Here is a 21968-nt window from a genome sequence, read left to right as displayed (position 1 = left end):
CTGTGACTAATGCACTTTACGACCGAACTATTGCATTTGCTGGAATTTGCCAAGCTGTGGCACTTGTCCAACAAGTCGCGCAAAATGGTCACTGTGACTCTGACGCGTTTGAAGCATCATTAAAAGCTATCTTAAACACTAACCCAGTTAATACTTTGGGTGTTTACGGTGAAGAATCAAACTTAAAAATAGGCCTTGAATATCTCGTAAAAGGCATTGACAGCACGCCATCCGGTAGTGAGATAACTCGCTACATCATCAGTTTGATGGCTCTTGAGCGTAAATTAAGGGCACGTAAAGATGCGATGTCCCAGCTGGGTGATCGCATCCAAATGCTTGAAAGACAGCTCAACCATTTTGAGTTACTCGACGCTCAAATGCTTAGCAATTTAGCCAGTATATACCTTGATGTGATCAGCCCAATAGGACCGAGAATACAAGTAACGGGTACACCGTCTGTATTACAACAAACAAGTAATCAGGATAAAGTTAGAGCTCTGTTGCTATCAGGTATTCGTAGCACCGTTTTGTGGCACCAAGTCGGTGGCAAAAGACGACAGCTTATTTTCGGAAGAAAGAAAATGGTTGAACAAGCTCAAATACTATTGGCAAGATTATAAAAATCACGATTCAAGCAAAGATGAGCTGAATTTTTCAATAAAAACCCTCTCTAAGCAAACGTTTGCGCGATATGCGTGACAATTGCATTAGTTATTGGTATAACCCTCACGACATTTAGACATTCAATTCAGGAGAACATCATGGAACTGTCAGCATTGACTGCTGTTTCGCCAGTAGACGGCCGTTATGGAAGCAAGACTATTGCGCTACGCGACATTTTTAGTGAATACGGCCTGCTCAAATACCGTACTATCGTAGAAATTCGTTGGTTACAAAAACTTGCTGATACTACTGAAATTACAGAAGTACCAGCTTTCAGCGCAGAGGCAAACCAATTCCTAAACGAGATCGCTACCAATTTCTCTGAAGCCGATGCACGTCGTATAAAGGATATTGAGCGTACGACAAACCATGATGTAAAAGCCGTTGAATATTTCCTGAAAGAAAAAGTCGCAGATTTTCCTGAATTACATGCTGTCAATGAGTTCTTTCATTTCGCATGTACTTCTGAAGACATCAATAACACTTCTCACGCACTGATGCTAAAAGAAGCTCGTGAAACCGTTATTATTCCAGAAATACGCAACATAATCGACGCGGTTAAAGCACTTGCAGTTGAATATCGGGATATTCCTTTACTATCACGAACCCATGGTCAACCTGCTTCGCCATCTACTGTGGGTAAAGAAATGGCCAATGTTGCCTACCGAATGGAACGTCAGTACAGACAAATTACTAATGTCGAAATCCTAGCAAAAATTAATGGAGCAGTGGGTAATTACAATGCCCATTTATCAGCCTACCCAGAATTAGACTGGCACCAGTTTTCTGAGAAGTTCGTTACGGAATCCCTTGGCGTTAATTGGAACCCGTACACAACTCAGATTGAGCCGCACGATTATATTGCAGAGTTATTTGATGCTATTGCGAGATTCAACACTATATTGATTGATTTTGACCGAGATATCTGGGGTTATATTGCTCTTGGTCACTTTAAACAAAAAACAATCGCAGGTGAAATTGGCTCGTCAACCATGCCGCATAAAGTTAACCCAATCGACTTTGAAAATTCAGAAGGAAATCTGGGGCTAGCAAATGCCGTTTTTGCTCATTTAGCACAAAAACTACCCATTTCTCGTTGGCAGCGTGATCTTACTGACTCAACTGTATTACGTAATTTGGGTGTTGGTGTTGGCTACGCGATCATTGCCTATACGTCGACACTTAAGGGTATCAGTAAATTAGAAGTTAACCGCGAAGCGCTTCTTTCTGAACTTGATCAAAACTGGGAGGTTCTTGCTGAGCCAATTCAAACAGTAATGCGTCGTTATGGCATTGAAAAACCATACGAAAAACTCAAAGAATTGACTCGTGGCAAACGTGTTGACGGTGAAGCTATGCGAATGTTTATCGATGGGTTAGCATTACCAGAAGAAGAAAAAGAGCGTCTTAAGAAAATGACGCCTGCAAACTACATCGGTCAAGCGATTGAGCTAACAGATCAACTTTAAGCACTTTAAAGAACCAATATAAAAAGGATGGCTGTCACGCCATCCTTTTTCTTTGTTACATATCGAGCCCCAGCTATTGAGATACTTTTTGGAAAAGTAATGTTATTTGTCCAACCTCAATACCAAATTTCTTAATTTTGGTTAGATTGAAAACATGATTTTCATCTTGGCGATATAACCAATCATCAAAAGCAACCACGACACTCGAATCTTCAAGTTGAAGCTCAAAATCATATTGCCAGCGAAGTGCGTTACCTTCTACTATACCTGTAGCGATACCAATAATATCATCTGCCCTGCCTTGATACTGACCAGAAGCAAGACGCTCAATTTGCCAGATTCGTTGCGTCTCTTCACCATCATCGAACACGAAATCCTCGACGAGGGTTAGTGTATTACCATCAACCGTACCAATGATTGACACTTCAAAACGACGAGTTTGAAGTGCAGTGTAATCTTGTATCATACCCCATGCCGTTGATTTTCCATTAAAGTATTCAAAAAGCTCAAAATTAGGCTGGGTATCTCTATAATCATCTATGTCAGCTGTACAGGCGACTATGGTTAGGCAAGTAAAAAATGAAACGAGAACACGCCTTATCTGCTTCAACATTAATATCTCCCAATTAAATTCTTCCTTAAAGTCGGGAACTCAGTCTCCGGGGACAACCAAATAGCAAGAAAAGCATCGTTGAAATCTTCTTCTTCAATATGACCAATCAACTCGACAACATCGCCCGCTTGGGAATAATAAAACTTCCCCTGAAAGCCATCAGTTACATAGGTAAGATTACTTCCTTCTTTGATATCTGGAAATATTGTTCCAAGTCTTCGTTCCCATTGGCTTGTTAAACTTTGCTCATAACCAAGCATCTCCCACTGTTCAACAGTGGCATCAAGCAACTGCTTTTGAGATATATCTCTTTGATAAGTGATAGATAATGCAAGAGGGTGTGGGGTAATATCTTCATCAATTAAATAACCACCATCAGGGCTAAAAAGCTGCGATTGATATACATCGAAGAAAAACATCGTCAACTGGGCCTGTCCTACGCTCGACCAAGTATCCCAACCTTTAGTATTATTTCCTAAAGCAACTGAAGCGTTTACACTACCTATCAGCGTTAGGTAAATTCCCACCATTGTTACGAACTTCATACCCATATATCCTTAGTATCAATGCGATAATAAGGAACCACTCGAGAAACAACACCCATGCAACTGTAAAGAAAGGCAGCCCAAAAGTAACTGCGCCAAATTTCTCTCCAGCCAGATAGCTAAGTGCTCCAGCGATCCCTCCAACTATTGATACGATTAATGAGGGGTATTGGCTCACTAGTGGGTACAAAAAATACCCATACCAAGCGAAGATCATCCATAAAGCGATAAGCCATAAAGGAAAGCCTTCATACTGAAACTCAAATAGGCCCAAAGCCGTATTGGAAAAATCGATAACAACTCCAACCGCAACGATACCTAACCACTTAAACCAATTCATCTCCGTTTTTACAACAGAAATTGCTATTGTTCCCACAACAAATAATAAGCTCAGGTACTGCCACTCGTAATTACCCAACACAGCACAAAACCATATTATCTGGAACCAAGTGGAAATAATAATAAAACGTTTCATATATTTACCTTAAACTTCTCATCGCTAGGGGCGTTGAAACGTCATGTGAACAGTACTAATAGATCTAGCTTGAAATCCTCCCTCACAATAGCAAAAGTAGTAATTCCACATCCGGATAAACCTGTCATCAAACCCCAATGTCAATACCTGCTTTTCGGCTTGGTTGAAGCGTATATACCAGTCTTTGAGCGTTCGAGCATAATCTTGACCGATATCAAACAAATCTCTGAGAACTAAGTCTGTGTGTTTTGTTGTCGCAAAAGTAATAGCGGTGATAGAGGGCAAGAACCCGCCTGGAAAGATGTATTTTTGGATAAAGTCGACACCGCTGCTGTAATCAGCATAGCGTTGATCGGCAATAGTAATTGCTTGAATAGCCATTAAGCCACCAGATTTAAGTAATGATTGGCACTTTTCGACGTATGAATTCAAAAATTGCTTACCCACGGCTTCTATCATTTCAATGGATACCAGCTTGTCATATTTGCCTTCAAGTAAGCGATAATCTTTCTTAAGCAGTGTGATTTTACCGTCAAGCCCCCTACTCTCGATCTGCTCCTTTGCGTACTGGTACTGCTGACTTGAAATGGTAGTAGTTGTAACGTGACAGCCATATCGTTCAGCCATGTATATGGCCATTGCACCCCACCCTGTTCCGATCTCAATAACTGAATCGTTCTCACTGAGGTTGAGTTGTTGGCACAAACGTTCCATCTTATTAATTTGGGCTTGTTCTAGGGTATCTGAGTTTTTATTGTAAACACCTGAAGAATAAAGCATTTCTCTATCTAAAAATGTTTGGTATAGGTCATTGCTCAAGTCATAGTGAGCTTGGATGTTTTTGGCAGAGTTAGACATCGTATTACGATTTAGCCAATGACCCAACTGATACATAATGGTTGATAGTAGGCTGCTTTTCTTTTCTATCTCATCAAGTGTAGATAAATTCATTGCCATTAGCTTCATCAGAGTTGTAAGATCTGGGCTTTCCCACCACCCATCCATATAGGCCTCACCTGCCGCAATACTGCCACCCTTTAACAGTCGGGCGTAAAAAGCGGGGTGTTTTACTTCGATAACAGCCTTATTTCTCTCGTCAACATGACTACCAAAATAATTCATTGCGCCTTCAGACACCTGCGAGTCAAATGATTCAATCACAGTTAATGAGCCATGTTGAAGCCTATTTAGACAAGTAAACGCGATATTTCTCGCTGTTTTCTGCATTGACGTCAATGGCTTTGGCAAAGGTAGCGTTTGTGAATTAATCATTTAGTCAGCTCCTAATTATTTTTCAACTTTTGCACTTCTATTGGATTGAGCTTCATCGCTCTGCTTATATTTGGGATGAGAATAAAATGGGGCACCTTTTATCCATAGCTTGAGAGCATGCACGTATATACCAACTAGCATTTTCACTGCAAGTACAGGGGTTATGACCAAATGCTTTAGTAATACACGAGAGCTAAAGTCTTGTTTCGTCATTTTCATAGTAGCATCAAATTGTTTCCCGTCGCGGTGGCATTCTAAGTGTATAGATAAATTCGGGTTTATCGGTTTCAGTTTCCATCGATATTCTTGATCGATTGGATTAAATGGAGAAACATGAAAAGCTTTTGAATGCACCCAAGTAGCTTCGTTGCAAGCATCCAACAAATAGTAATATCGCTCATTCCAAGGTGTGTTACTTACTTCAGCAAGCAGATAACGCCAATTATTTTCGTTATCATAAATGTAGTAGAAATTAACAGGACTGAAGTAAATACCAAAGTATCTGAGGTGAATCACAGCCTTTACATTACCTTCAAGTTGCTCACCACCAAGTTCTGAAACTTTATTTAATACCGAGTGTTTTAAGTCTCCAGACCCTACATAATCACTACGTTTGAACCTTGCCCAGTGCCACCATCGACATCCAAAACCCCAAACTTTACTTTGTATCGCTTCAAATTCATCAAGGTCCAGGCATGGCATAAACAAGCTGTAATTCAGTGAGTGCTCTATCGGACTAAAACGCCGATGCCTTACATTACCTACAAACAGACAACTTTTAAGCTGCGACGACATATTAGGCAGCTCCTTTATCACGATGGTTTGAACTGTAAGCTTTAAGTCCTCGCACAACATCTAGTGCACTTTTGACACCATCTTCATGGAAGCCGTTATACCAGTAAGCACCGCAAAACCAGGTATTACATACACCATTAATTTCCTCTTTCCTTGATTGGGCTTTTATCGATTGGTGGTTAAATACCGGATGGTGATAAACAAAGCGTCGTAAGACTTTCTCTTGATCTATTTGCTCGTTGCTGTTTAGCGACACGCAAAACGTTTTAGGTGCCTCTATACGCTGCAATATATTCATGTTGTAGGTTAAGGTTGGAGCGCGATTTTGCTCTTCATTACCACCAGATAGCCTATAATTCCATGCAGCCCAGGCTGCTTTTCGTTTCGGAAGCAAGCTCTCATCAGTATGAATAATAACCTCGTTAGCTTGGTACGCTAATTTAGACAGCACGGCATATTCAGCCGAGTTTGAGTCTTTTATTAGGTTTAATGCTTGGTCACTATGGCAAGCAAAAATTACATGATCAAAACGCTCGCTTTGCCCATTCGCATAGATAGTGACGCCAGCTTGATCTCGACTCACACCATCTATTGATGTATTCAATCTTATCCTATCTGCAAACCCTTTAGTCAGCGGCTTAATATATTCCCTAGACCCGCCTTTGATTACATACCACTGTGGCCGATTAGTAATGTCGAGAAGCCCATGATTTAGAAAAAACCGAGCAAAGAAAGTTAACGGGAAAGCTCTCATATCTGCCAAGGTTGATGACCATATCGCCGCCCCCATGGGTAATATGTAGTTATCGCAAAAAAAACGGCTAAACTTTTTAGAGGAAATAAACTCACCTAGAGTTATATCTAGGATCATATCTTTTTGGGCAATTTCTTTCACTTCTTTGTTAAAGCGCAGTATTTCAAAAATAAAGGAATAAAATTTAGGATTCAGCCAATTACGTTTTTGAGCAAATAGTGTCGATAATGTATGGCCATTATATTCAAGCCCATTAGCATCATTTCTAACACTGAAACTCATTTGGCTTTCAACTCCCTCTACCCCTATTTCGTCCATAAGAGCCATGAAGTTTGGATAGGTTCTATTATTAAATACGATAAAACCTGAATCGACAGCATAATGCTGCCCTTCGAGATTGATATCTATTGTCGCGGTATGCCCTCCAACGTAGTCATTAGATTCAAACACTGTCACATCATGATCTTGATGCAAATAGTAACCACATGTTAAGCCCGAAATCCCAGAACCTATTATCGCAATATTCATTCGCTTATTCCTATTATTGGGCGAGGAGCTTGGCAGTAATCGCATTCTGCCAACGGTATGGAAGAGCACCTATCAAACGCAAAATAGATGTGAATTTCTTGGGGAAATATATGTGACTACTTCCTCTAGCCAAACCTTCTCTTATTTCCTTGGATGCCCGTTCAGAGGAAATCAACATTGGCATTTCAAAGGAGTTTTTGTCTGTGAGAGGTGTTTTAACAAAGCCAGGGTAAATAATCGATACCTCAATTCCTTGAGGCTTGAGATCCAGTTGTAGGGCTCTTGCCAGATAGCTTACCGCAGCCTTTGATGCTCCATATGCTTCTGCACGTGGTAAAGCGACCTCGCTAGCTATAGAGCCGACGATCGCAAGCCTTTGACCTTGCTTAAAATAGGGCTGGCATGCCTCAATAGCATTCGTTAAACCAATGACGTTGATGTCAAATACACGTTTGACTAACATAGCATCAAGCTGACCATTATCGATGTATTCACAGTCGCCTGCATTCAAAATCCATAAATCAGGTACATCAGCTAAGCCACTCAATGCCATTTTGGTCGCTTCAAGATCTGTAAGGTCAAAGGCTAAAGCATGAAGATTTGAAAATTGGCTACTCAGCTCTCTCAAGCGGTCTTGGTTTCGGCCACACGCATAAACATTGATACCACTTTTAGCATAATCTGTAGCCAGTTGGAGACCAATACCCGATGTTGCACCAGTGATCAGAACCGTGTTCATTTGCCCAACCTCACTTTAATCGCCTTAATTAAAGAACCAAGTAATGGCAAATTCTCATATAACATTTCACCAAGGTCAAAATAGTCACGATGATAAATGACTCGGTCTTGAGAAAACTTTAAATGGCTAACCCCATTGACGTAGACTGTCGAGCCATTAGAGAGCTTGGGGTGCTCAAGTGACATTTGCCAAGTCAGAAACCCGCTGTCACCAGATTGCTGATGCTCAAGAATATCAAAGTCACATCGTTTGACGTTGCTGTATAAAGCTTGAAAATAGTTTTCTAATTCACACCAACCCTCAAGTTTGTGGGCTGCATCTTCAAACACGACTTCTTTGTGGTAGACGTCAGATAGAAGGTGAAGATTGGATTTATTAAGTTGCTGATAAACCTCGCCAACTGCTTGCACATCCATTCAGGAACCTCTCAATAAATTGTACATGAATTTTTATTGTACAACATAAGAACTCTAGGCGATTTCACACAGTTGTACAAATTTTATTTTGTATAACTTATACGTCTCATGCATCAAAGAGATCAAAAAAGGCTTAGTTATAAACCAAGCCTTTTCAATTTATTAGAACGAGCCGAGATATTATTGAACCCGAAATGTTCTCTATAAGTTACGTAATGCAGAGATACGCTTATCTAGTGGAGGATGGCTCATAAGAAGTTCAGTCATTGAGCGTTTACCGTTAATACCAAACGCCATCATTGAACCTTCAAGTTGGGATTCATGACTAAGCTTCAAGCGTTCCAATGCCGCGATCATTTTATGTTTACCCACTAGGTCGGCTGCCCCAGCATCAGCATAAAACTCGCGACGGCGGCTGTACCACATAGTGATAAAACTAGCTAGGAACCCAAACACCAATTCCAAAACAATCGATACACCAAAATAAACCATCATGCTACTACCGCCCTCTTCATCATCATTTGAAGAGACTATATTGGCAATAAAGCGTGATAGGAAAATCACGAATGTATTAACAACACCTTGCATTAGTGTCATGGTCACCATGTCTCCATTAGCAATATGACTGACTTCATGCGCAAGAACCGCCTCAGCTTCATCTCGTGTCATACTATGTAATAGACCTGAAGATACAGCGACCAAGGATTTATCGCGCTTTGCTCCTGTTGCAAAAGCGTTTATGTCAGCTGAATTATAAACGGCTACACTTGGCATTCCGATACCCACCTGTTGAGACTGGCGATGCACGGTATCAAGAAGCCAGTGCTCGGTTTCATTACGCGGGCTTTCAATCACCACACCACCGACAGAGCGCAGCGCCATACTTTTTGACATCATCAAAGAAATAAACGCACCACCAAAACCAAACACTGCCGCCATAATAAGCAACCCAGACAAACTGCCAGGCTGCATTCCCGTGACGGAATAAACAATATTTAATACAACACTCAAGACCAAAATTACGGCCAAGTTGGTTGCCAAAAACAACATTACACGCTTCATTACAATTCTCCGACACTGAACTCTTTATTGTATTCCAAATTAGGAACTGATTATCTTTCTATTAGATATAGTCTATCCCTTTTAATTACAAGTGGAAGGCACAAATTGAAACATTTGTTTTCACCAAAAAAATTCACCTATCAAATACTTAAACCAGCATCCATAACTATGAATTTCAAAGATTAGACTTTTGTCTTATTGCGACTAACAGCAAGCATGTTAGATTAGGTCAGGATAAAATACCCATGTGCTAAAAGGACAGAAAATCATGGCTGAGACACACAACTATCAGATGGCTATTGATCTACTATGCTGCCATCTTGGCATTTCAGAGGAAGAAGCAAAGCAACAACTTGGTATTGGCTCACAGCAGCAAGTACAAAAGCATATTGCGGATGCACACCATATATTAATGAGTGTCAATCAAGACGGCTGAGCCCAACATTTAAAAGGCTGCCTCAATGAGGCAGCCTTTTTCATTTCTAATGCAAAACATATAAGTCATGAAACATTTATCATTGTCGAAATATCGATGTATTTAGCGAGATTTTTTTGTTTAACACTTGGCACATATGGTATTTCGCCTAACTTTGGCGCATCAATTTTATTCTCTAACATAGAGATGATGTCAGCATAATGTTCAGTACCTGGATTTATCCTATTGGCCACCCATCCGACAATCTTTAAACCATCGGCTTTTATTGCATCGACTGTCAACATGGCATGATTTAAACAACCGAGTTTAATACCAACGACTAAAATCACAGGAAGTTGTTCCTGTTGTACCCAGCTAGACAAGCATTCCTCGTCGTTCACTGGTACCCGCCAGCCACCAGCCCCTTCAACCAACACAACATCCGCTCTGCGTTTGTGTTGCAAAAGCTTACTGCTAAGTACCGTATATTCAATGTCGACCCCTTCGCGCTGAGCAGCAATGTGCGGCGAAGTAGGAAGTTCAAGTGAGTAAGGGTTTATATCCTCATATTCCACTTCCAGTGTTGACGCCTTTTGGAGAAATAGTGCATCAGAGTTTCGGTATCCGTGCTCTGTATTTTCACAACCCGCCGCAACGGGTTTGTACCCTATTGTCCTTATTTCCTTCTGCGCAAGCGCATTAAGAATCGCAGTAGAGACCACCGTTTTTCCTACATCCGTATCCGTACCCGCAACAAAAAATGCGTTAGTCATATATGAATTACCCCTAAACAAACCTGATATGTAGCAGGCACCAGCCCTTTATGGTTTCTAAAACGTTGATAAGCCTGCTCGACTTGTAGCAACATACTACGGCTAGTCAACCCCTGAGATCTCCCCTGCACATAGCTAGCACCAATCCCTTTTAGGTCTCGCATTAGTGAAAAGGCTGAATTATACCAGACCGTAATGGTGGGTAAGTCTAACTGAGAGGGACGGCAACCAGATTGCGCTAACGCAATGTTTATCTCATCTATACGATAAAAGTCATTCACATGTTGATATTCATCGATTGCCTTCCACGACTCTTTAAGTTCACATAAAGAGCCATCCAATAAGGTGGAGAAATAAATACCGCCGTTTGGCTTCAAAATTCTACGCATTTCACGTAAAGGCACTGAGAGATCGTTACACCACTGCAAAGCAAGGCTGGAAAACACCAAATCTATTGATTGAGAAGCGAAAGGTAAAGACTCAGCATCACCTTGCTGATATCGCATTTTTGAAACACCACAGCGCCGTTTGGCCCTCTCCAACATTTTCTTTGATAGGTCACAACATATTACATTTGCCCCTCGTTGACGCAATAACGCCGCGAAATAGCCAGTACCACACCCTAAATCCAACACCGTTTTCCCGCGTATATCACTAGGTAAAAATTTAAGTAGTCGAGCACCAACCTCTCTTTGAAAAGCAGCATGTGAGTCATAATTACCTGCTGCTTTACCGAATGCCTCAGCAATTGCTGATTTATTCACAGGCGATAAAGAGTAGTCTAAAGTTGCAGGTTCCATTAATTCACCTTTTCTATCGATATTTCCATTGCTTTTGCCAGTTCTCGGATCTGAGTTATGCTGTGATTTGCCGTCAATGTTATTCTAAGCCGCGCGGAATCTTGGGCTACTGTAGGCGGCCTTATCGCCGTTATCCAAAAGCCTAAACAGCTAAGCTCTTTAGCAATGTGTACCGAATAACCGCTATCACCAAGCAACAACGGTTTGATTGGCGTATTGGTTTCAACATAACCATCAAATACAGAAAAGCATTGTTGATACTCATTTTGCAGCTCTTCAAGCTTGTCACGGCGCCATTGCTGAGAACGAACCATCTCAATACTGTGGGAGATAGCATAAGCGAGCGAGGGGGGAATAGCGGTAGAATACACATGATGTTTGGCGAACTGAGTAAGATAATCACCTAAGGCTTGGCTGCACATAATGGCGGCACAAGATAAACCTAACGCTTTACCAAAAGTCACAACTAGCGCATCTGGCTTTATTCTGGCTAACTCGCAGCTTCCTCGGCCTTCATTGCCAAGCACGCCAATACCATGTGCATCGTCAACCATTAACCAAGAATCGAAACCGGTTATCTTATGGATATCAGCCAACGGCGCCAAATCACCATCCATGCTAAACACGCCCTCTGTTACCACTAAGCCACCTTGAGTAAGGATACTTTTAAGATGATCAACATCGTTATGACGAAAGCGCTTCATTATTGCGGGAGAAAGTACCCCAGCCTCCATCAGAGAAGCGTGATTAAGCTTATCCTGCACAAGCAAATCACCTTTTTGAAGTAAGCTAAACAATAATGCTTGATTAGCAGAAAAGCCTGAACCAAATAAAATAGCACATTCAAACCCCAACCAATCACACAGTGACGCTTGTAAATTGGCATGCGCTTTTGAAAACCCAGTCACTAAAGGAGATGCGCCACTACCATTTCCATATAAGTCGATCCCTTGCTGCCAAGCAGACGATAGATGCTTGTCTGCTGCTAACCCTAAATAGTCATTATTTGAAAAATTGGTATGTGTCTGAGTTTGGTATAATATACGCGCAGTATTCCCAGCTTCAGTGGTACGTACATTGCGCGTTATACCTAAACGCTGTCGTTCGGCCAATTTATCATTTATTCGCGTATCAAACAGCAGCATCATAGAACAGATCATTTTCTTTTGGCCGAGCCGCTACACGCTCTACAACGCGATCAAGTAAATCATTTTCTTCAATTTCATCTGGTCGCTGTAACACTTCGTGTCGATTAATCCCTAGTTTTTCAAATAGCTGTACATCTTTATCTTCTGAAGGGTTTGGCGTAGTCAGTAGCTTGCAGCCGTAAAAGATGGAGTTGGCGCCGGCCATAAAACACAGCGCTTGCATTTGCTCATTCATATCCTCACGTCCAGCGGATAGTCGAACCGCCGCTTTAGGCATTAAAATACGAGCAATAGCAATCAAACGGACAAAATCGAACGGTTCAACATCGTCCACCTCTTCCAATGGTGTGCCTTTAACTTTGACCAACATATTAATTGGCACGCTTTCAGGGTGGGTTGGCAAGTTTGCCAGTTCAACCAATAACCCAGCCCTGTCATTGGCACTTTCTCCCATGCCAATAATGCCTCCAGAACAAATCTTCATCCCTGAATCTCGTACATGTGACAAGGTATCTAACCTGTCTTGGTAAGTTCGCGTAGTAATGATATTGCCGTAAAACTCAGGAGAAGTATCTAAGTTATGGTTATAGTAATCTAGTCCTGCATCGGATAGTTGATTAGCTTGCTCTGGTGTGAGCATACCAAGAGTCATGCAGGTTTCTAACCCCATGTCTTTGACACCTTTAATCATCTCGGTTAAATGAGGCATATCACGCGCTTTAGGGTTTTTCCAAGCCGCCCCCATACAAAAGCGTGTCGAGCCGGCACTTTTTGCTTTTTGTGCCGCATCTAACACACGCTCGACTTCCATCAAGCGCTCCTTTTCAATATCGGTTTGGTAGCGTGCACTTTGCGGACAATATTTGCAGTCTTCAGGACACGCGCCAGTTTTTATAGAAAGCAGTGTACTGACTTGTACATAGTTATGCTGCTGGTGCTGACGATGGACGACTTGAGCTTCAAACAAAAGATCCATAAATGGCTTGGCCATTAATGACCTTACTTCAGCAACAGTCCAGTTGTGACGTGCTTCCACATGACTTCCTTATACGTTAGTTGGAATGAATGACTTGGCTAGTCTAACTACACGGAGTACACTGTCAACAACTTTTAAAATCAAAAGTTTACATGTGTTTACTTTTTGAGCTATAGGAAAATCATGGATCTTGAATTTGATCGTCGCCATATTTGGCACCCTTATACTTCAACACTCGCACCTTTAACTTGCTACCCTGTCACTTCTGCTAATGGTGTTTATATAGAGCTAGAGGATGGCCGGCAACTTGTCGATGGCATGTCGTCATGGTGGGCCGCTATTCATGGCTATAATCACCCACAACTCAATCAAGCAGCACATGATCAGCTCGGTAAAATGTCACATGTTATGTTCGGCGGCATCACCCATGTTCCTGCGATTAATTTGTGTAAAACGCTGCTTTCCTTGGTGCCAAATACGCTAAAACAAGTCTTTTTGGCCGATTCTGGGTCAGTTGCCGTTGAAGTGAGTTTAAAAATGGCCCTGCAATACTGGCACAGCAAAGGGGAAAATCGTTCCAAGTTTTTAACGCTGCGCGATGGCTACCATGGGGATACTTTTGCAGCCATGTCTGTCACTGACCCTGATAATTCAATGCATTCTCTCTATAAAGGCTTCTTACCCGAGCATATTTTTGCAACCTCCCCAAAAACAGGCTTTCACCACCAATGGAATGAGAGTGACCTTGATGATTTTAAAGACAAAATAAGCCAACACTACCAAGAGATAGCCGCAGTTATTCTTGAACCCATTGTTCAAGGTGCGGGGGGCATGCGAATCTACCACCCAAATTTTTTACACGGCGTTCGAGCATTATGTGATGAATATGGTTTGTTGCTGATTCTTGATGAAATTGCAACAGGCTTTGGTCGCACCGGTAAGTTGTTTGCTTGCGAGCACGCTAACATCCAACCTGATATCTTGTGTGTGGGTAAAGCACTAACAAGCGGCTATATGACGCTTTCAGCAACGCTGACCTCAAAAGAAGTCGCCGATACTGTTTGCGCGGGAGAAGCAGGCTGTTTTATGCATGGCCCAACCTTTATGGCCAATCCGCTGGCCTGCGCAGTCGCAGGCAAAAGTCTCGAACTTTTACAACAAGGAGATTGGCAACAGCAAGTTGAAATCATTGAATCCAACTTTGCAGCATATTTACCCAAACTATTGGAGTATGAGTTAGTGGAGGATGTTCGCTGGCTAGGCGCCATTGGTGTGGTGGAGACCAAACGACCGGTCAATATGGAAAATATTCAAGCTTTATTTGTAGACCAAGGAGTTTGGATACGGCCATTTGGCAAGCTTATCTATATGATGCCGCCTTTTATCAGCCAAGAGCATCATATTAAAGCTCTGATCAATGCCATCGAAAAAGCGCTTCAGCAAGTTTCGTGCTTTGAATAACGCTGATTTTGTTGAACGTTACCAATCAAAAGGCCTCGAAGTGAGGCCTTTTAAAATACTAATCTTGTTCAATCATCCAGCGTTTGAAGTTTTTACGCTCTTCATTACTGGCCTTTAAATACCAAAGCTTCAACTGCAAAGTGCTTTCTGTTTCGGTAACGCCTGCAATCGTGGTGGTTTTACGTTCACCAGAAACAACTGGCTCACCTTGTTCTAGCTTAGCTAGCTCAGCTTTAAGCTCAATGACTTTCCCAGAATCAAATACCAAACCACGCTCTTTATTATAGTTTTCTACTAATAGTGGAACATTTGAATACGGGAATACGCCTTCAGCAGGTTTCAGCATTTGTTGTGAATCTTGTACACGTTTACCATCAATAGTAAATTCAAAAATCGGCTGCTTTTTATTAACGCTGCGCTCTATTTTGCTGAGTTTGTTTGATACAAGCTCAACCTTAAGCGTTTTGGCACCAGTAAGGTCCAAAGTAACAATATAGGGGCGCGCAGAATAGTATTTACGTTTGTTGTTGTCTTTAAGCTTGCCTGCAAACTCAAACACAAGCTGGTTTTCACCTTCTACAAAATCAAGGTTGTCATCCTTAACTTTTTTTCCATTTAACACTGGCACTGAAATACCACTGGCTAAATCCAATTCAACCGCTAAAGCGGAATAAGAAACAGCGGATGCCAATACCGCAAGCAAAAGAGTGTTGATCGTTTTCAATCTGGTATTCCTCTAAAAATAACAAAAGCCAACGCACAAGCGTTGGCTTAAATAATACTCTAATTAACAAGTAATTAGAATGTGTAGTATGTACCTAGGATAAATGTATCTGCATCCTGTTTTGCACCAGCAGAGAAATCATCAGATGTTTCAGCTGTTTGGTATTCAGCAAAGATTTTTACGTTTGCTAACAAAGCATAATCAACACCAACCACTAGGTTTGTTAGATCACCATTAGCGTTGCTGTTAGGACCAGTTGCAGATTGAGCTTCATCCAGATCCATTACATCAAAAGTTGTGTATAGACGAGTCTTTTCGTAAGTATACTGAGCTGCAACACCATACGCATCACCATCATAGTACGTAGTAGTCTTGTCAAATAGACCCCATTGATTAACACCTTCAAACTGAGCAAAAGTTGCAGCAAAGAAGAAGCCTCCAACCTCTGCAGATACGGAAGCACCCGCTACTGAATAATCAATATTTTCTGCTGACTCACCACTGTCGAAAGCTGCACCTACAGTGAACATGTCATTGATAGACCAATCTAGTGACACGCCGTAAGTGTTATCTTGCTTATCGCTAGACTCAGTATTGACGTCAGCTACAAAAACTAGGCTCTCGCCGATTTTAGACTTAAATACAATACCTTGACCTTCAGATTCAGAGCGATGGCCGCCTGCACTACCTAAGTATTTACCTTCGTTAGTGATATCGCCCTTTTCAAGAACGTCCATTGAATCTGCTACATCACCAACTTCACCGACCGCAACACCCCAAGTATCAGTTTTCACACCAACATGTAGGTCATCGAATGAAGCATTGTTATCGTTTTCGCCTGCGTAAACATCGCTGTCAGACTCGATTTCAAATGATGCAAAGCTAGTTAGCGTGTCACTTACTTTATGCTCTGCGTCAAGTTGGATTTTACCCCAAACCGTAACATACGGGTCTTTTTTGGTGTCATTTACATCAGTTGTTGCCACATAAGCATCAACTTCACCAGATAGTGATACTTTAGATGTATCGGTAGAGTAAACTTCAGCTGCGTTTACGCTTGCTGCCGCTGCTAGAACTGAAAGAGCTACTAGAGTCTTTTTCATAATAATATCCACTGCCTTTTCTATAGAATGAGGGAAATCCTTATCCGGTTCCCTTTATGTTTTTTGATGACAACTCCGAACTCTAACTGGTCAGATGTTGCCGCCATTAAATTGCGGGTCTAGATTGCAAAATAATCATCTCAGTGTCAAATACTATAAATAAAACAGGTAAAAAAACATAAAATACTTTAAAAACAACCACTTAATCTGATATGCAACCCCTATAAGTGTGTGTTTTGAACAAAAAAACCAAATTATCATCAATGAGAAATATCATGAAACTCCAGATATATACCCGAAATTTGTTTTTAAAATGTTAATAAACAGAATATATAACTATCAAAAAAACACTTATAAAGAGATATCTTTTTAAGTGCCACTGTTAACGCTAAGTTTATGAAGGTTCAGTTTTTTTTGTGAAGAAGATCTATATTTGAAACGAAAGTACCTTATTTAACGCACTACTTGCCCTTTAGACAATGTGCTAATATCGCCTTTCTCAATCTAAGGCTTGTCTATGACCACCAGTAAAATCCAAAAAACCATTCGTACCAGCTACCAAAACTTACAGTCGCAACTGGATAATTTTATCCCTCGCCGAGCACAAAATTATTTAACAGCAGAAATCACTAAATCCTTATGCGGCGAATACCATAAAACAACCCGTATGATCGTTGCCGAAGCTGGCACAGGTATTGGAAAGTCCCTTTCCTATTTAATGGCAAGTATTCCAGTCGCACTATATAACAACCGAAAAGTGGTCATCTCCACTGCTACCGTTGCGCTGCAAGAGCAACTAATTAATAAAGATTTGCCTTTATATCGCAGGTTAATAGATAGAGAGTTTTCGTTCATTCTTGCTAAAGGTAGGCAACGATACTGCTGCGCAGAAAAACTTGCCGCCGCCAGTGGTGTCGATGGTGGTCAGTTGGCCATGTTTGAATCTAAGCCAAAAGCTAAAGATATTAAGCAGCTGCAATTGATGTATGAAAAAATGGCGCAAAACAAGTGGGATGGGGATAGAGACTCTTGGCCCAAACCCATAGATGATGGTATTTGGCAGTCTATCGTTAGTGACAAACATAGTTGTAATCTGAGTCTACCTGCTCACCGAAGCTGCCCTTTTCAAAAAGCTCGCTCAGAACTGGATAAAGTCGATGTGGTAATCGCTAACCATAGCTTGGTCATGGCTGACGCAGACTTGGGAGGCGGGGTGATACTACCTGAGCCAGAAAATACCATCTATGTCTTCGATGAAGCTCATCACCTACCTCATGTTGCAAGAGATCATGCCTCTGCTGCTGCCAGTTTAAAAGGTGCAGCAAGTTGGTTGGAGAAACTTAATCAATCGGTGACTAAATTTACCAATCTCGCCGATGAAAAACGAGTCGCACGATTTCGTAACGATCTACAAACATCTATTCAAGAACTTATCCCTTCTCTTACCCAACTTGCCAGTCGGTTTGATAGCTCACAATTTGAAGATGGATGTTATCGGTTTGAAAATGGTGAACTGCCAAGTTGGCTTGAAGACGAATCAAAACAGCTCAAAACGTTAAGTCAAAAAGGCGTACAGTCGGTGTCGAAGATTGCCGATTTGATTGCAGAGCGAGTTAGAGATGGAGAACTCGCCAACCGGTTAGCTGAGCCAGCACTAGCTGAACTGGGTTTCTTTATACAACGCATGGATAATCTCGCTCAAGTCTGGCACTTAATGGCCCAGCCACTAAGAGAAAATGGAGCACCGCTTGCTCGCTGGTTAGCGTCAACCCCCGAGAGAGAAGGCGACTTTGTCGTTAATGTGTCACCTCTAGAGGTCGGATGGCAACTTGACCAGAAAATTTGGAGCCGATGCATAGGTGCGGTGCTGGTTTCTGCTACTCTGCGTGCATTAAATTCATTTCGCTTTTTTTGTCGTCAAGCCGGTATTAGTGAGAAAACAGATGACGGCGTAAAATTCTTAGCCTTAGCGTCTCCTTTTGATTATCAAAATCAAGCTGAGTTGCTGATACCAAAAATGCCTTGCGAGCCACAGGCTCCCCAGTTCACTGATGCCTTGGTCGAAAATTTGCCCAAACTGATTATAGAGGGTAAAGCTAACCTAGTACTTTTTTCGTCTTACTGGCAGATGAACCAAGTCTGTGATGCTGTCAGCCAACACTTTGCTAAAATTGGCTGGTCACTACAAATTCAAGGTCAGAATTCGCGCTCAGAAATTCTAAAAAAGCATAAAATATTAGTTCAATGCCAGAAAACAAGCATCATATTTGGAACTGGTAGTTTTTCCGAAGGTCTAGACTTACCCGGAGAACTATTAGAAAACTTAATTATCACTAAAATACCTTTTGCTGTACCCACTTCTCCTGTAGAACAAGCCCATGCTGAATATATCGAAAGTAAGGGAGGTAACCCATTTATGCAGATTGCGGTACCAGAAGCGAGTAAAAAATTGATCCAATCTGTCGGCCGGCTACTGCGAAAAGAGCGTGATTCTGGTAGAGTTATCATTCTTGATCGACGCATTGTTACAAAGCGCTATGGGCAGGCACTCATCGACGCTCTGCCACCATTTAAACTTATCATCGAGTAAATAAATTAAGATATTATATGGAATTTTTTGAACCAACATTACTGTTGGTATTAGCGCTGGTGGCCTTTACGGCTGGATTTATCGACGCTGTTGCTGGTGGAGGTGGTATGCTCACGGTTCCAGCTTTGCTCTCATTGGGCTTACCCCCGCATATTGCTCTTGGTACCAACAAGTTAGCGGCAAGCTTTGCCTCCTCAACAGCCGCCTTTACTTACTACAAAAAGCGCCTGTTTAAACCAGAGTGTTGGAAACGGGCATTCGTTGCCACCCTGATAGGTGCAACCATAGGGACATTAGTCGTCGACCTCATCAGCACAGAATGGCTGGAGAAAATCTTACCACTTATTATCTTGGTTGCCGCTATATATACTATATGCCATAAGACTCCGACAACCATGAGTAATGACATGCCCGAGCCGTGCCCAAAGTTTAATCAAAAACAATATGCACAAGGGTTTAGTATCGGTTTTTACGATGGCCTAGCCGGTCCGGGCACAGGCGCATTTTGGACCGTCAGCTCAATGGCGCTATATCGTCTTAACATTTTACTGGCATCTGGATTATCAAAGGCGATGAACTTTACCAGTAACTTTACGTCTTTAGTTACCTTTGCATTACTCGGTCACATTGATTGGGTATTAGGACTCACTATGGGGATATGTTTAATGGCTGGTGCCTTCGTTGGTGCTCACTCAGCAATCCGTTTTGGTGCCAATTTTATTCGCCCTGTTTTTGTCATCGTTGTGAGCATCTTGGCTGTGAAACTGGCTTATGAAGCATGGTTCGTTCCGGTATGAAACCACTAAGTGAACTATCTAATCTTTTGGCTCAGCTGGAGTCACAAGCCAAACTTAAAGACCAAAAATATGGGGAACACCATCAGGCGCTTTTTGATCAAAGTCTATTTCGCTGCCAAGCAAAACAATTGCACCCCTATGTAAATGAAGCTCAATCGACCCTTGATAGACTCGCAGCCCAGTTAAAATCAGGGACTGAGACGGTGCATCAAGCCCATTACCTATCAGAAAAGCTCATTTGCCAGATTGATGCAATCAAAAAAGAACTGAGTTCATTTCAAGTTAGGCAGCAAGAACATCACATTCCGTCTCCAAAACAAAGTGATCTAAACCGACTGTATCAACATTTAGCCCAGCACCATGAATGGGAACTGTCACTAAAAAACATGGTATCTCAGTATGAGCAAGAATATCGCAATGCTACGGGTAGAGAGAAAGCGTTAGCCTCTCAGAAGCTAACTGCTACTCAAAGACGCTTGCAGCGCTGCCAACAAGCTAAACTGAAAATAGAAAAACACATTACTTACAAAGAGCGAAACCAGTAATATGTCATCTCCCAAACTGGAAAAAGCACCCGACGAAATCAAACTTGCCGTAGATCTTATTTACCTCATAGAAAGCCATCAGATAGATACTAAAATCGCCCTTGAAGCGATCAATATAGTTAAGGCTGATTTGGAAAAAAAACTGGAGTCCGAACAGTGAGCTATTCGCTAAAAATCAATATGGCCGACTTCTTAGCTAATTATTGGCATAAAAAGCCTATTGTAATTAAAGCAGGCTTTGCTGACTTTATCGATCCTATCACACCTGAAGAGCTAGCAGGTTTGGCAATGGAAGAAGAAATTGATTCACGCTTTATTAGTAATGAAGGTGAAAAATGGTCTGTACAGCATGGTCCGTTTGAAGACTCCTTATTTGCAAATTTGCCTGAATCTCATTGGCAGCTCGTCGTTCAGGCTTGTAATCACTGGCATGAAGGTGCTGCTGAATTAATAGCACCATTTCAATCTCTTCCTCAATGGCTGCTAGATGATTTGATGGTTTGTTATTCTGCCCCTCATGGTGGTGTGGGCCCACACATAGATCAGTATGACGTCTTTATTGTTCAAGGAAGTGGCAAACGACATTGGCGTGTGGGAGCAAAAGATAAAGGTCAGTATCAAGAGTCTATTCAAGCTGGAGCCTTACGCCAAATCACGGGCTTTAATGCCATCATAGATCAGGTTTTAATGCCAGGCGATGTACTTTATATTCCACCGGGTTTTCCACATGAAGGTAATACCTTAGAGCCAAGTATGAGCTACTCTATTGGCTTTCGCTCACCCAAAGAACGGGAGCTGTTAAGTAATTTCGCTGATTACGTGATAGCCAATGATAAAGGGGATGTTCACCTACATAATCCAAACATACGCCCTCAAGCTCATCATGGTGAAGTGAAAATCAGTGATTTAGATATGCTTACCGCTATGCTACGTTCTGCACTAGAATCTGAAAACGATGTCCATAGTAGTATTGGGGTAATACTCAGCCAACCTCGCCATCAACTCAATATTATCGAACTTGATACTCAAGTGACTGCGATTGACATCCAAAGCCACTTAAAAGACTCTGGCACCCTACGAAAACTATCAGGGCTTAAGACACTTTATCTTCAAGGTAATGCGTTATGTGTTTACATCAATGGGGAAGTATACCCTACAGAATCTAACCACCTAACACACCTTTTGTGTAACCAATCGGAGATTCTCTATCAAGATATTGAAAGTAAACTCTCCCAGCCCGACATAGAGCTGCTCGTTTCTTTAGTCAATGCCGGTTTGTGGTATTTGGACTAGATCAAGCGGAGT

General features: G+C 41.7%; 24 protein-coding genes. 9 read left to right on the top strand and 15 right to left on the bottom strand.

Annotated features, from left to right (window positions below; all coding sequences use genetic code 11):
- The first annotated feature begins 2 nt into the window (after positions 1-2).
- Together hflD and purB are read left to right on the top strand one after the other, a co-directional pair.
- Entirely contained in the window at positions 3-620 is a 618-nt protein-coding gene (gene hflD, locus KO511_RS14300) for a high frequency lysogenization protein HflD (protein ID WP_215988089.1), read from the top strand.
- Positions 621-761: 141 nt separating this feature from the next.
- Positions 762-2132 (top strand): adenylosuccinate lyase, encoded by a 1371-nt coding sequence (gene purB, locus KO511_RS14295; RefSeq protein WP_215988088.1) that lies wholly within the window; start codon positions 762-764, stop codon positions 2130-2132.
- 73 nt (positions 2133-2205) lie between these two features.
- Here purB and KO511_RS14290 read toward each other — a convergent pair whose 3' ends face one another.
- From KO511_RS14290 to htpX, 9 genes are all read right to left on the bottom strand, one after another.
- The gene (locus tag KO511_RS14290) at positions 2206-2745 is read right to left on the bottom strand and encodes a DUF3833 domain-containing protein (RefSeq protein ID WP_215988087.1); all 540 of its coding nucleotides are present in this window, start codon (positions 2743-2745) and stop codon (positions 2206-2208) included.
- Positions 2745-3290, bottom strand: a complete 546-nt coding sequence (locus tag KO511_RS14285; RefSeq protein ID WP_215988086.1) for a chalcone isomerase family protein — start codon at positions 3288-3290, stop codon at positions 2745-2747. Before KO511_RS14285 ends, KO511_RS14290 begins: the two co-directional genes overlap by 1 nt.
- On the bottom strand, positions 3244-3765 hold the full coding sequence (locus tag KO511_RS14280; protein WP_215988085.1) for a DUF2878 domain-containing protein: 522 nt from the start codon (positions 3763-3765) through the stop codon (positions 3244-3246). Before KO511_RS14280 ends, KO511_RS14285 begins: the two co-directional genes overlap by 47 nt.
- Positions 3766-3789: 24 nt before the next feature.
- Positions 3790-5037, bottom strand: a complete 1248-nt coding sequence (locus KO511_RS14275; RefSeq protein WP_215988084.1) for an SAM-dependent methyltransferase — start codon at positions 5035-5037, stop codon at positions 3790-3792.
- A gap of 15 nt (positions 5038-5052) precedes the next feature.
- Positions 5053-5832, bottom strand: a complete 780-nt coding sequence (locus KO511_RS14270) for a DUF1365 domain-containing protein (RefSeq protein ID WP_215988083.1) — start codon at positions 5830-5832, stop codon at positions 5053-5055.
- Position 5833: 1 nt separating this feature from the next.
- A complete protein-coding gene (locus KO511_RS14265; RefSeq protein WP_215988082.1) occupies positions 5834-7114 on the bottom strand; it encodes an NAD(P)/FAD-dependent oxidoreductase in 1281 nt (426 codons plus the stop codon).
- A 13-nt stretch (positions 7115-7127) separates the two neighbouring features.
- The gene (locus KO511_RS14260; protein WP_215988081.1) at positions 7128-7853 is read right to left on the bottom strand and encodes an SDR family NAD(P)-dependent oxidoreductase; all 726 of its coding nucleotides are present in this window, start codon (positions 7851-7853) and stop codon (positions 7128-7130) included.
- A complete protein-coding gene (locus KO511_RS14255) occupies positions 7850-8269 on the bottom strand; it encodes a nuclear transport factor 2 family protein (RefSeq protein WP_215988080.1) in 420 nt (139 codons plus the stop codon). The genes KO511_RS14260 and KO511_RS14255 overlap by 4 nt, the downstream gene beginning before the upstream one ends.
- A gap of 201 nt (positions 8270-8470) precedes the next feature.
- Positions 8471-9331: a protease HtpX gene (gene htpX, locus KO511_RS14250; RefSeq protein WP_215988079.1), complete on the bottom strand. Its 861-nt coding sequence runs from the start codon at positions 9329-9331 to the stop codon at positions 8471-8473.
- A gap of 268 nt (positions 9332-9599) precedes the next feature.
- Here htpX and KO511_RS14245 point away from each other — a divergent pair, with 268 nt between their 5' ends.
- A complete protein-coding gene (locus tag KO511_RS14245) occupies positions 9600-9767 on the top strand; it encodes a hypothetical protein (protein ID WP_215988078.1) in 168 nt (55 codons plus the stop codon).
- Positions 9768-9832: 65 nt separating this feature from the next.
- Here KO511_RS14245 and bioD read toward each other — a convergent pair whose 3' ends face one another.
- The 4 genes from bioD to bioB are packed head-to-tail and all read right to left on the bottom strand — an operon-like array spanning position 9833 to position 13503.
- Positions 9833-10519, bottom strand: coding sequence for a dethiobiotin synthase (gene bioD / locus KO511_RS14240; protein WP_215988077.1), 687 nt, complete (start codon positions 10517-10519; stop codon positions 9833-9835).
- Entirely contained in the window at positions 10516-11319 is an 804-nt protein-coding gene (gene bioC, locus KO511_RS14235; protein ID WP_215988076.1) for a malonyl-ACP O-methyltransferase BioC, read from the bottom strand. Before bioC ends, bioD begins: the two co-directional genes overlap by 4 nt.
- On the bottom strand, positions 11319-12464 hold the full coding sequence (locus KO511_RS14230) for an 8-amino-7-oxononanoate synthase (protein ID WP_252724386.1): 1146 nt from the start codon (positions 12462-12464) through the stop codon (positions 11319-11321). Before KO511_RS14230 ends, bioC begins: the two co-directional genes overlap by 1 nt.
- Entirely contained in the window at positions 12451-13503 is a 1053-nt protein-coding gene (gene bioB / locus KO511_RS14225) for a biotin synthase BioB (protein ID WP_215988074.1), read from the bottom strand. Before bioB ends, KO511_RS14230 begins: the two co-directional genes overlap by 14 nt.
- Before the next feature lie 123 nt (positions 13504-13626).
- On the opposite strand from bioB, the gene bioA reads away from it, so the two are divergent.
- Positions 13627-14904, top strand: a complete 1278-nt coding sequence (gene bioA / locus KO511_RS14220) for an adenosylmethionine--8-amino-7-oxononanoate transaminase (RefSeq protein WP_215988073.1) — start codon at positions 13627-13629, stop codon at positions 14902-14904.
- Between the two features lie 58 nt (positions 14905-14962).
- Here the strand turns inward: bioA and KO511_RS14215 are convergent, their stop codons facing one another.
- Complete coding sequence (locus KO511_RS14215) at positions 14963-15628, bottom strand: DUF2057 family protein (RefSeq protein ID WP_215988072.1); 666 nt, start codon at positions 15626-15628, stop codon at positions 14963-14965.
- A 74-nt stretch (positions 15629-15702) separates the two neighbouring features.
- Positions 15703-16731, bottom strand: a complete 1029-nt coding sequence (locus KO511_RS14210; protein ID WP_215988071.1) for a porin — start codon at positions 16729-16731, stop codon at positions 15703-15705.
- Between the two features lie 517 nt (positions 16732-17248).
- Here KO511_RS14210 and dinG point away from each other — a divergent pair.
- The 5 genes from dinG to KO511_RS14185 are packed head-to-tail and all read left to right on the top strand — an operon-like array spanning position 17249 to position 21956.
- Complete coding sequence (dinG, locus tag KO511_RS14205; protein WP_215988070.1) at positions 17249-19321, top strand: ATP-dependent DNA helicase DinG; 2073 nt, start codon at positions 17249-17251, stop codon at positions 19319-19321.
- A gap of 17 nt (positions 19322-19338) precedes the next feature.
- A complete protein-coding gene (locus KO511_RS14200; RefSeq protein ID WP_215988069.1) occupies positions 19339-20118 on the top strand; it encodes a sulfite exporter TauE/SafE family protein in 780 nt (259 codons plus the stop codon).
- Entirely contained in the window at positions 20115-20663 is a 549-nt protein-coding gene (locus KO511_RS14195; RefSeq protein ID WP_215988068.1) for a primosomal replication protein, read from the top strand. The genes KO511_RS14200 and KO511_RS14195 overlap by 4 nt, the downstream gene beginning before the upstream one ends.
- Position 20664: 1 nt before the next feature.
- A complete protein-coding gene (gene rsmS, locus KO511_RS14190) occupies positions 20665-20823 on the top strand; it encodes a pleiotropic regulatory protein RsmS (protein ID WP_215988067.1) in 159 nt (52 codons plus the stop codon).
- 20 nt (positions 20824-20843) lie between these two features.
- The gene (locus tag KO511_RS14185; protein ID WP_215988119.1) at positions 20844-21956 is read left to right on the top strand and encodes a cupin domain-containing protein; all 1113 of its coding nucleotides are present in this window, start codon (positions 20844-20846) and stop codon (positions 21954-21956) included.
- Positions 21957-21968 lie beyond the last annotated feature (12 nt).

Origin of the sequence: Vibrio hepatarius, assembly GCF_018860525.1 — a bacterium.
GTDB classification, from domain to species: Bacteria; Pseudomonadota; Gammaproteobacteria; order Enterobacterales; family Vibrionaceae; genus Vibrio; species Vibrio hepatarius_B.
This window is presented reverse-complemented; position numbering and strand designations above follow the sequence as displayed.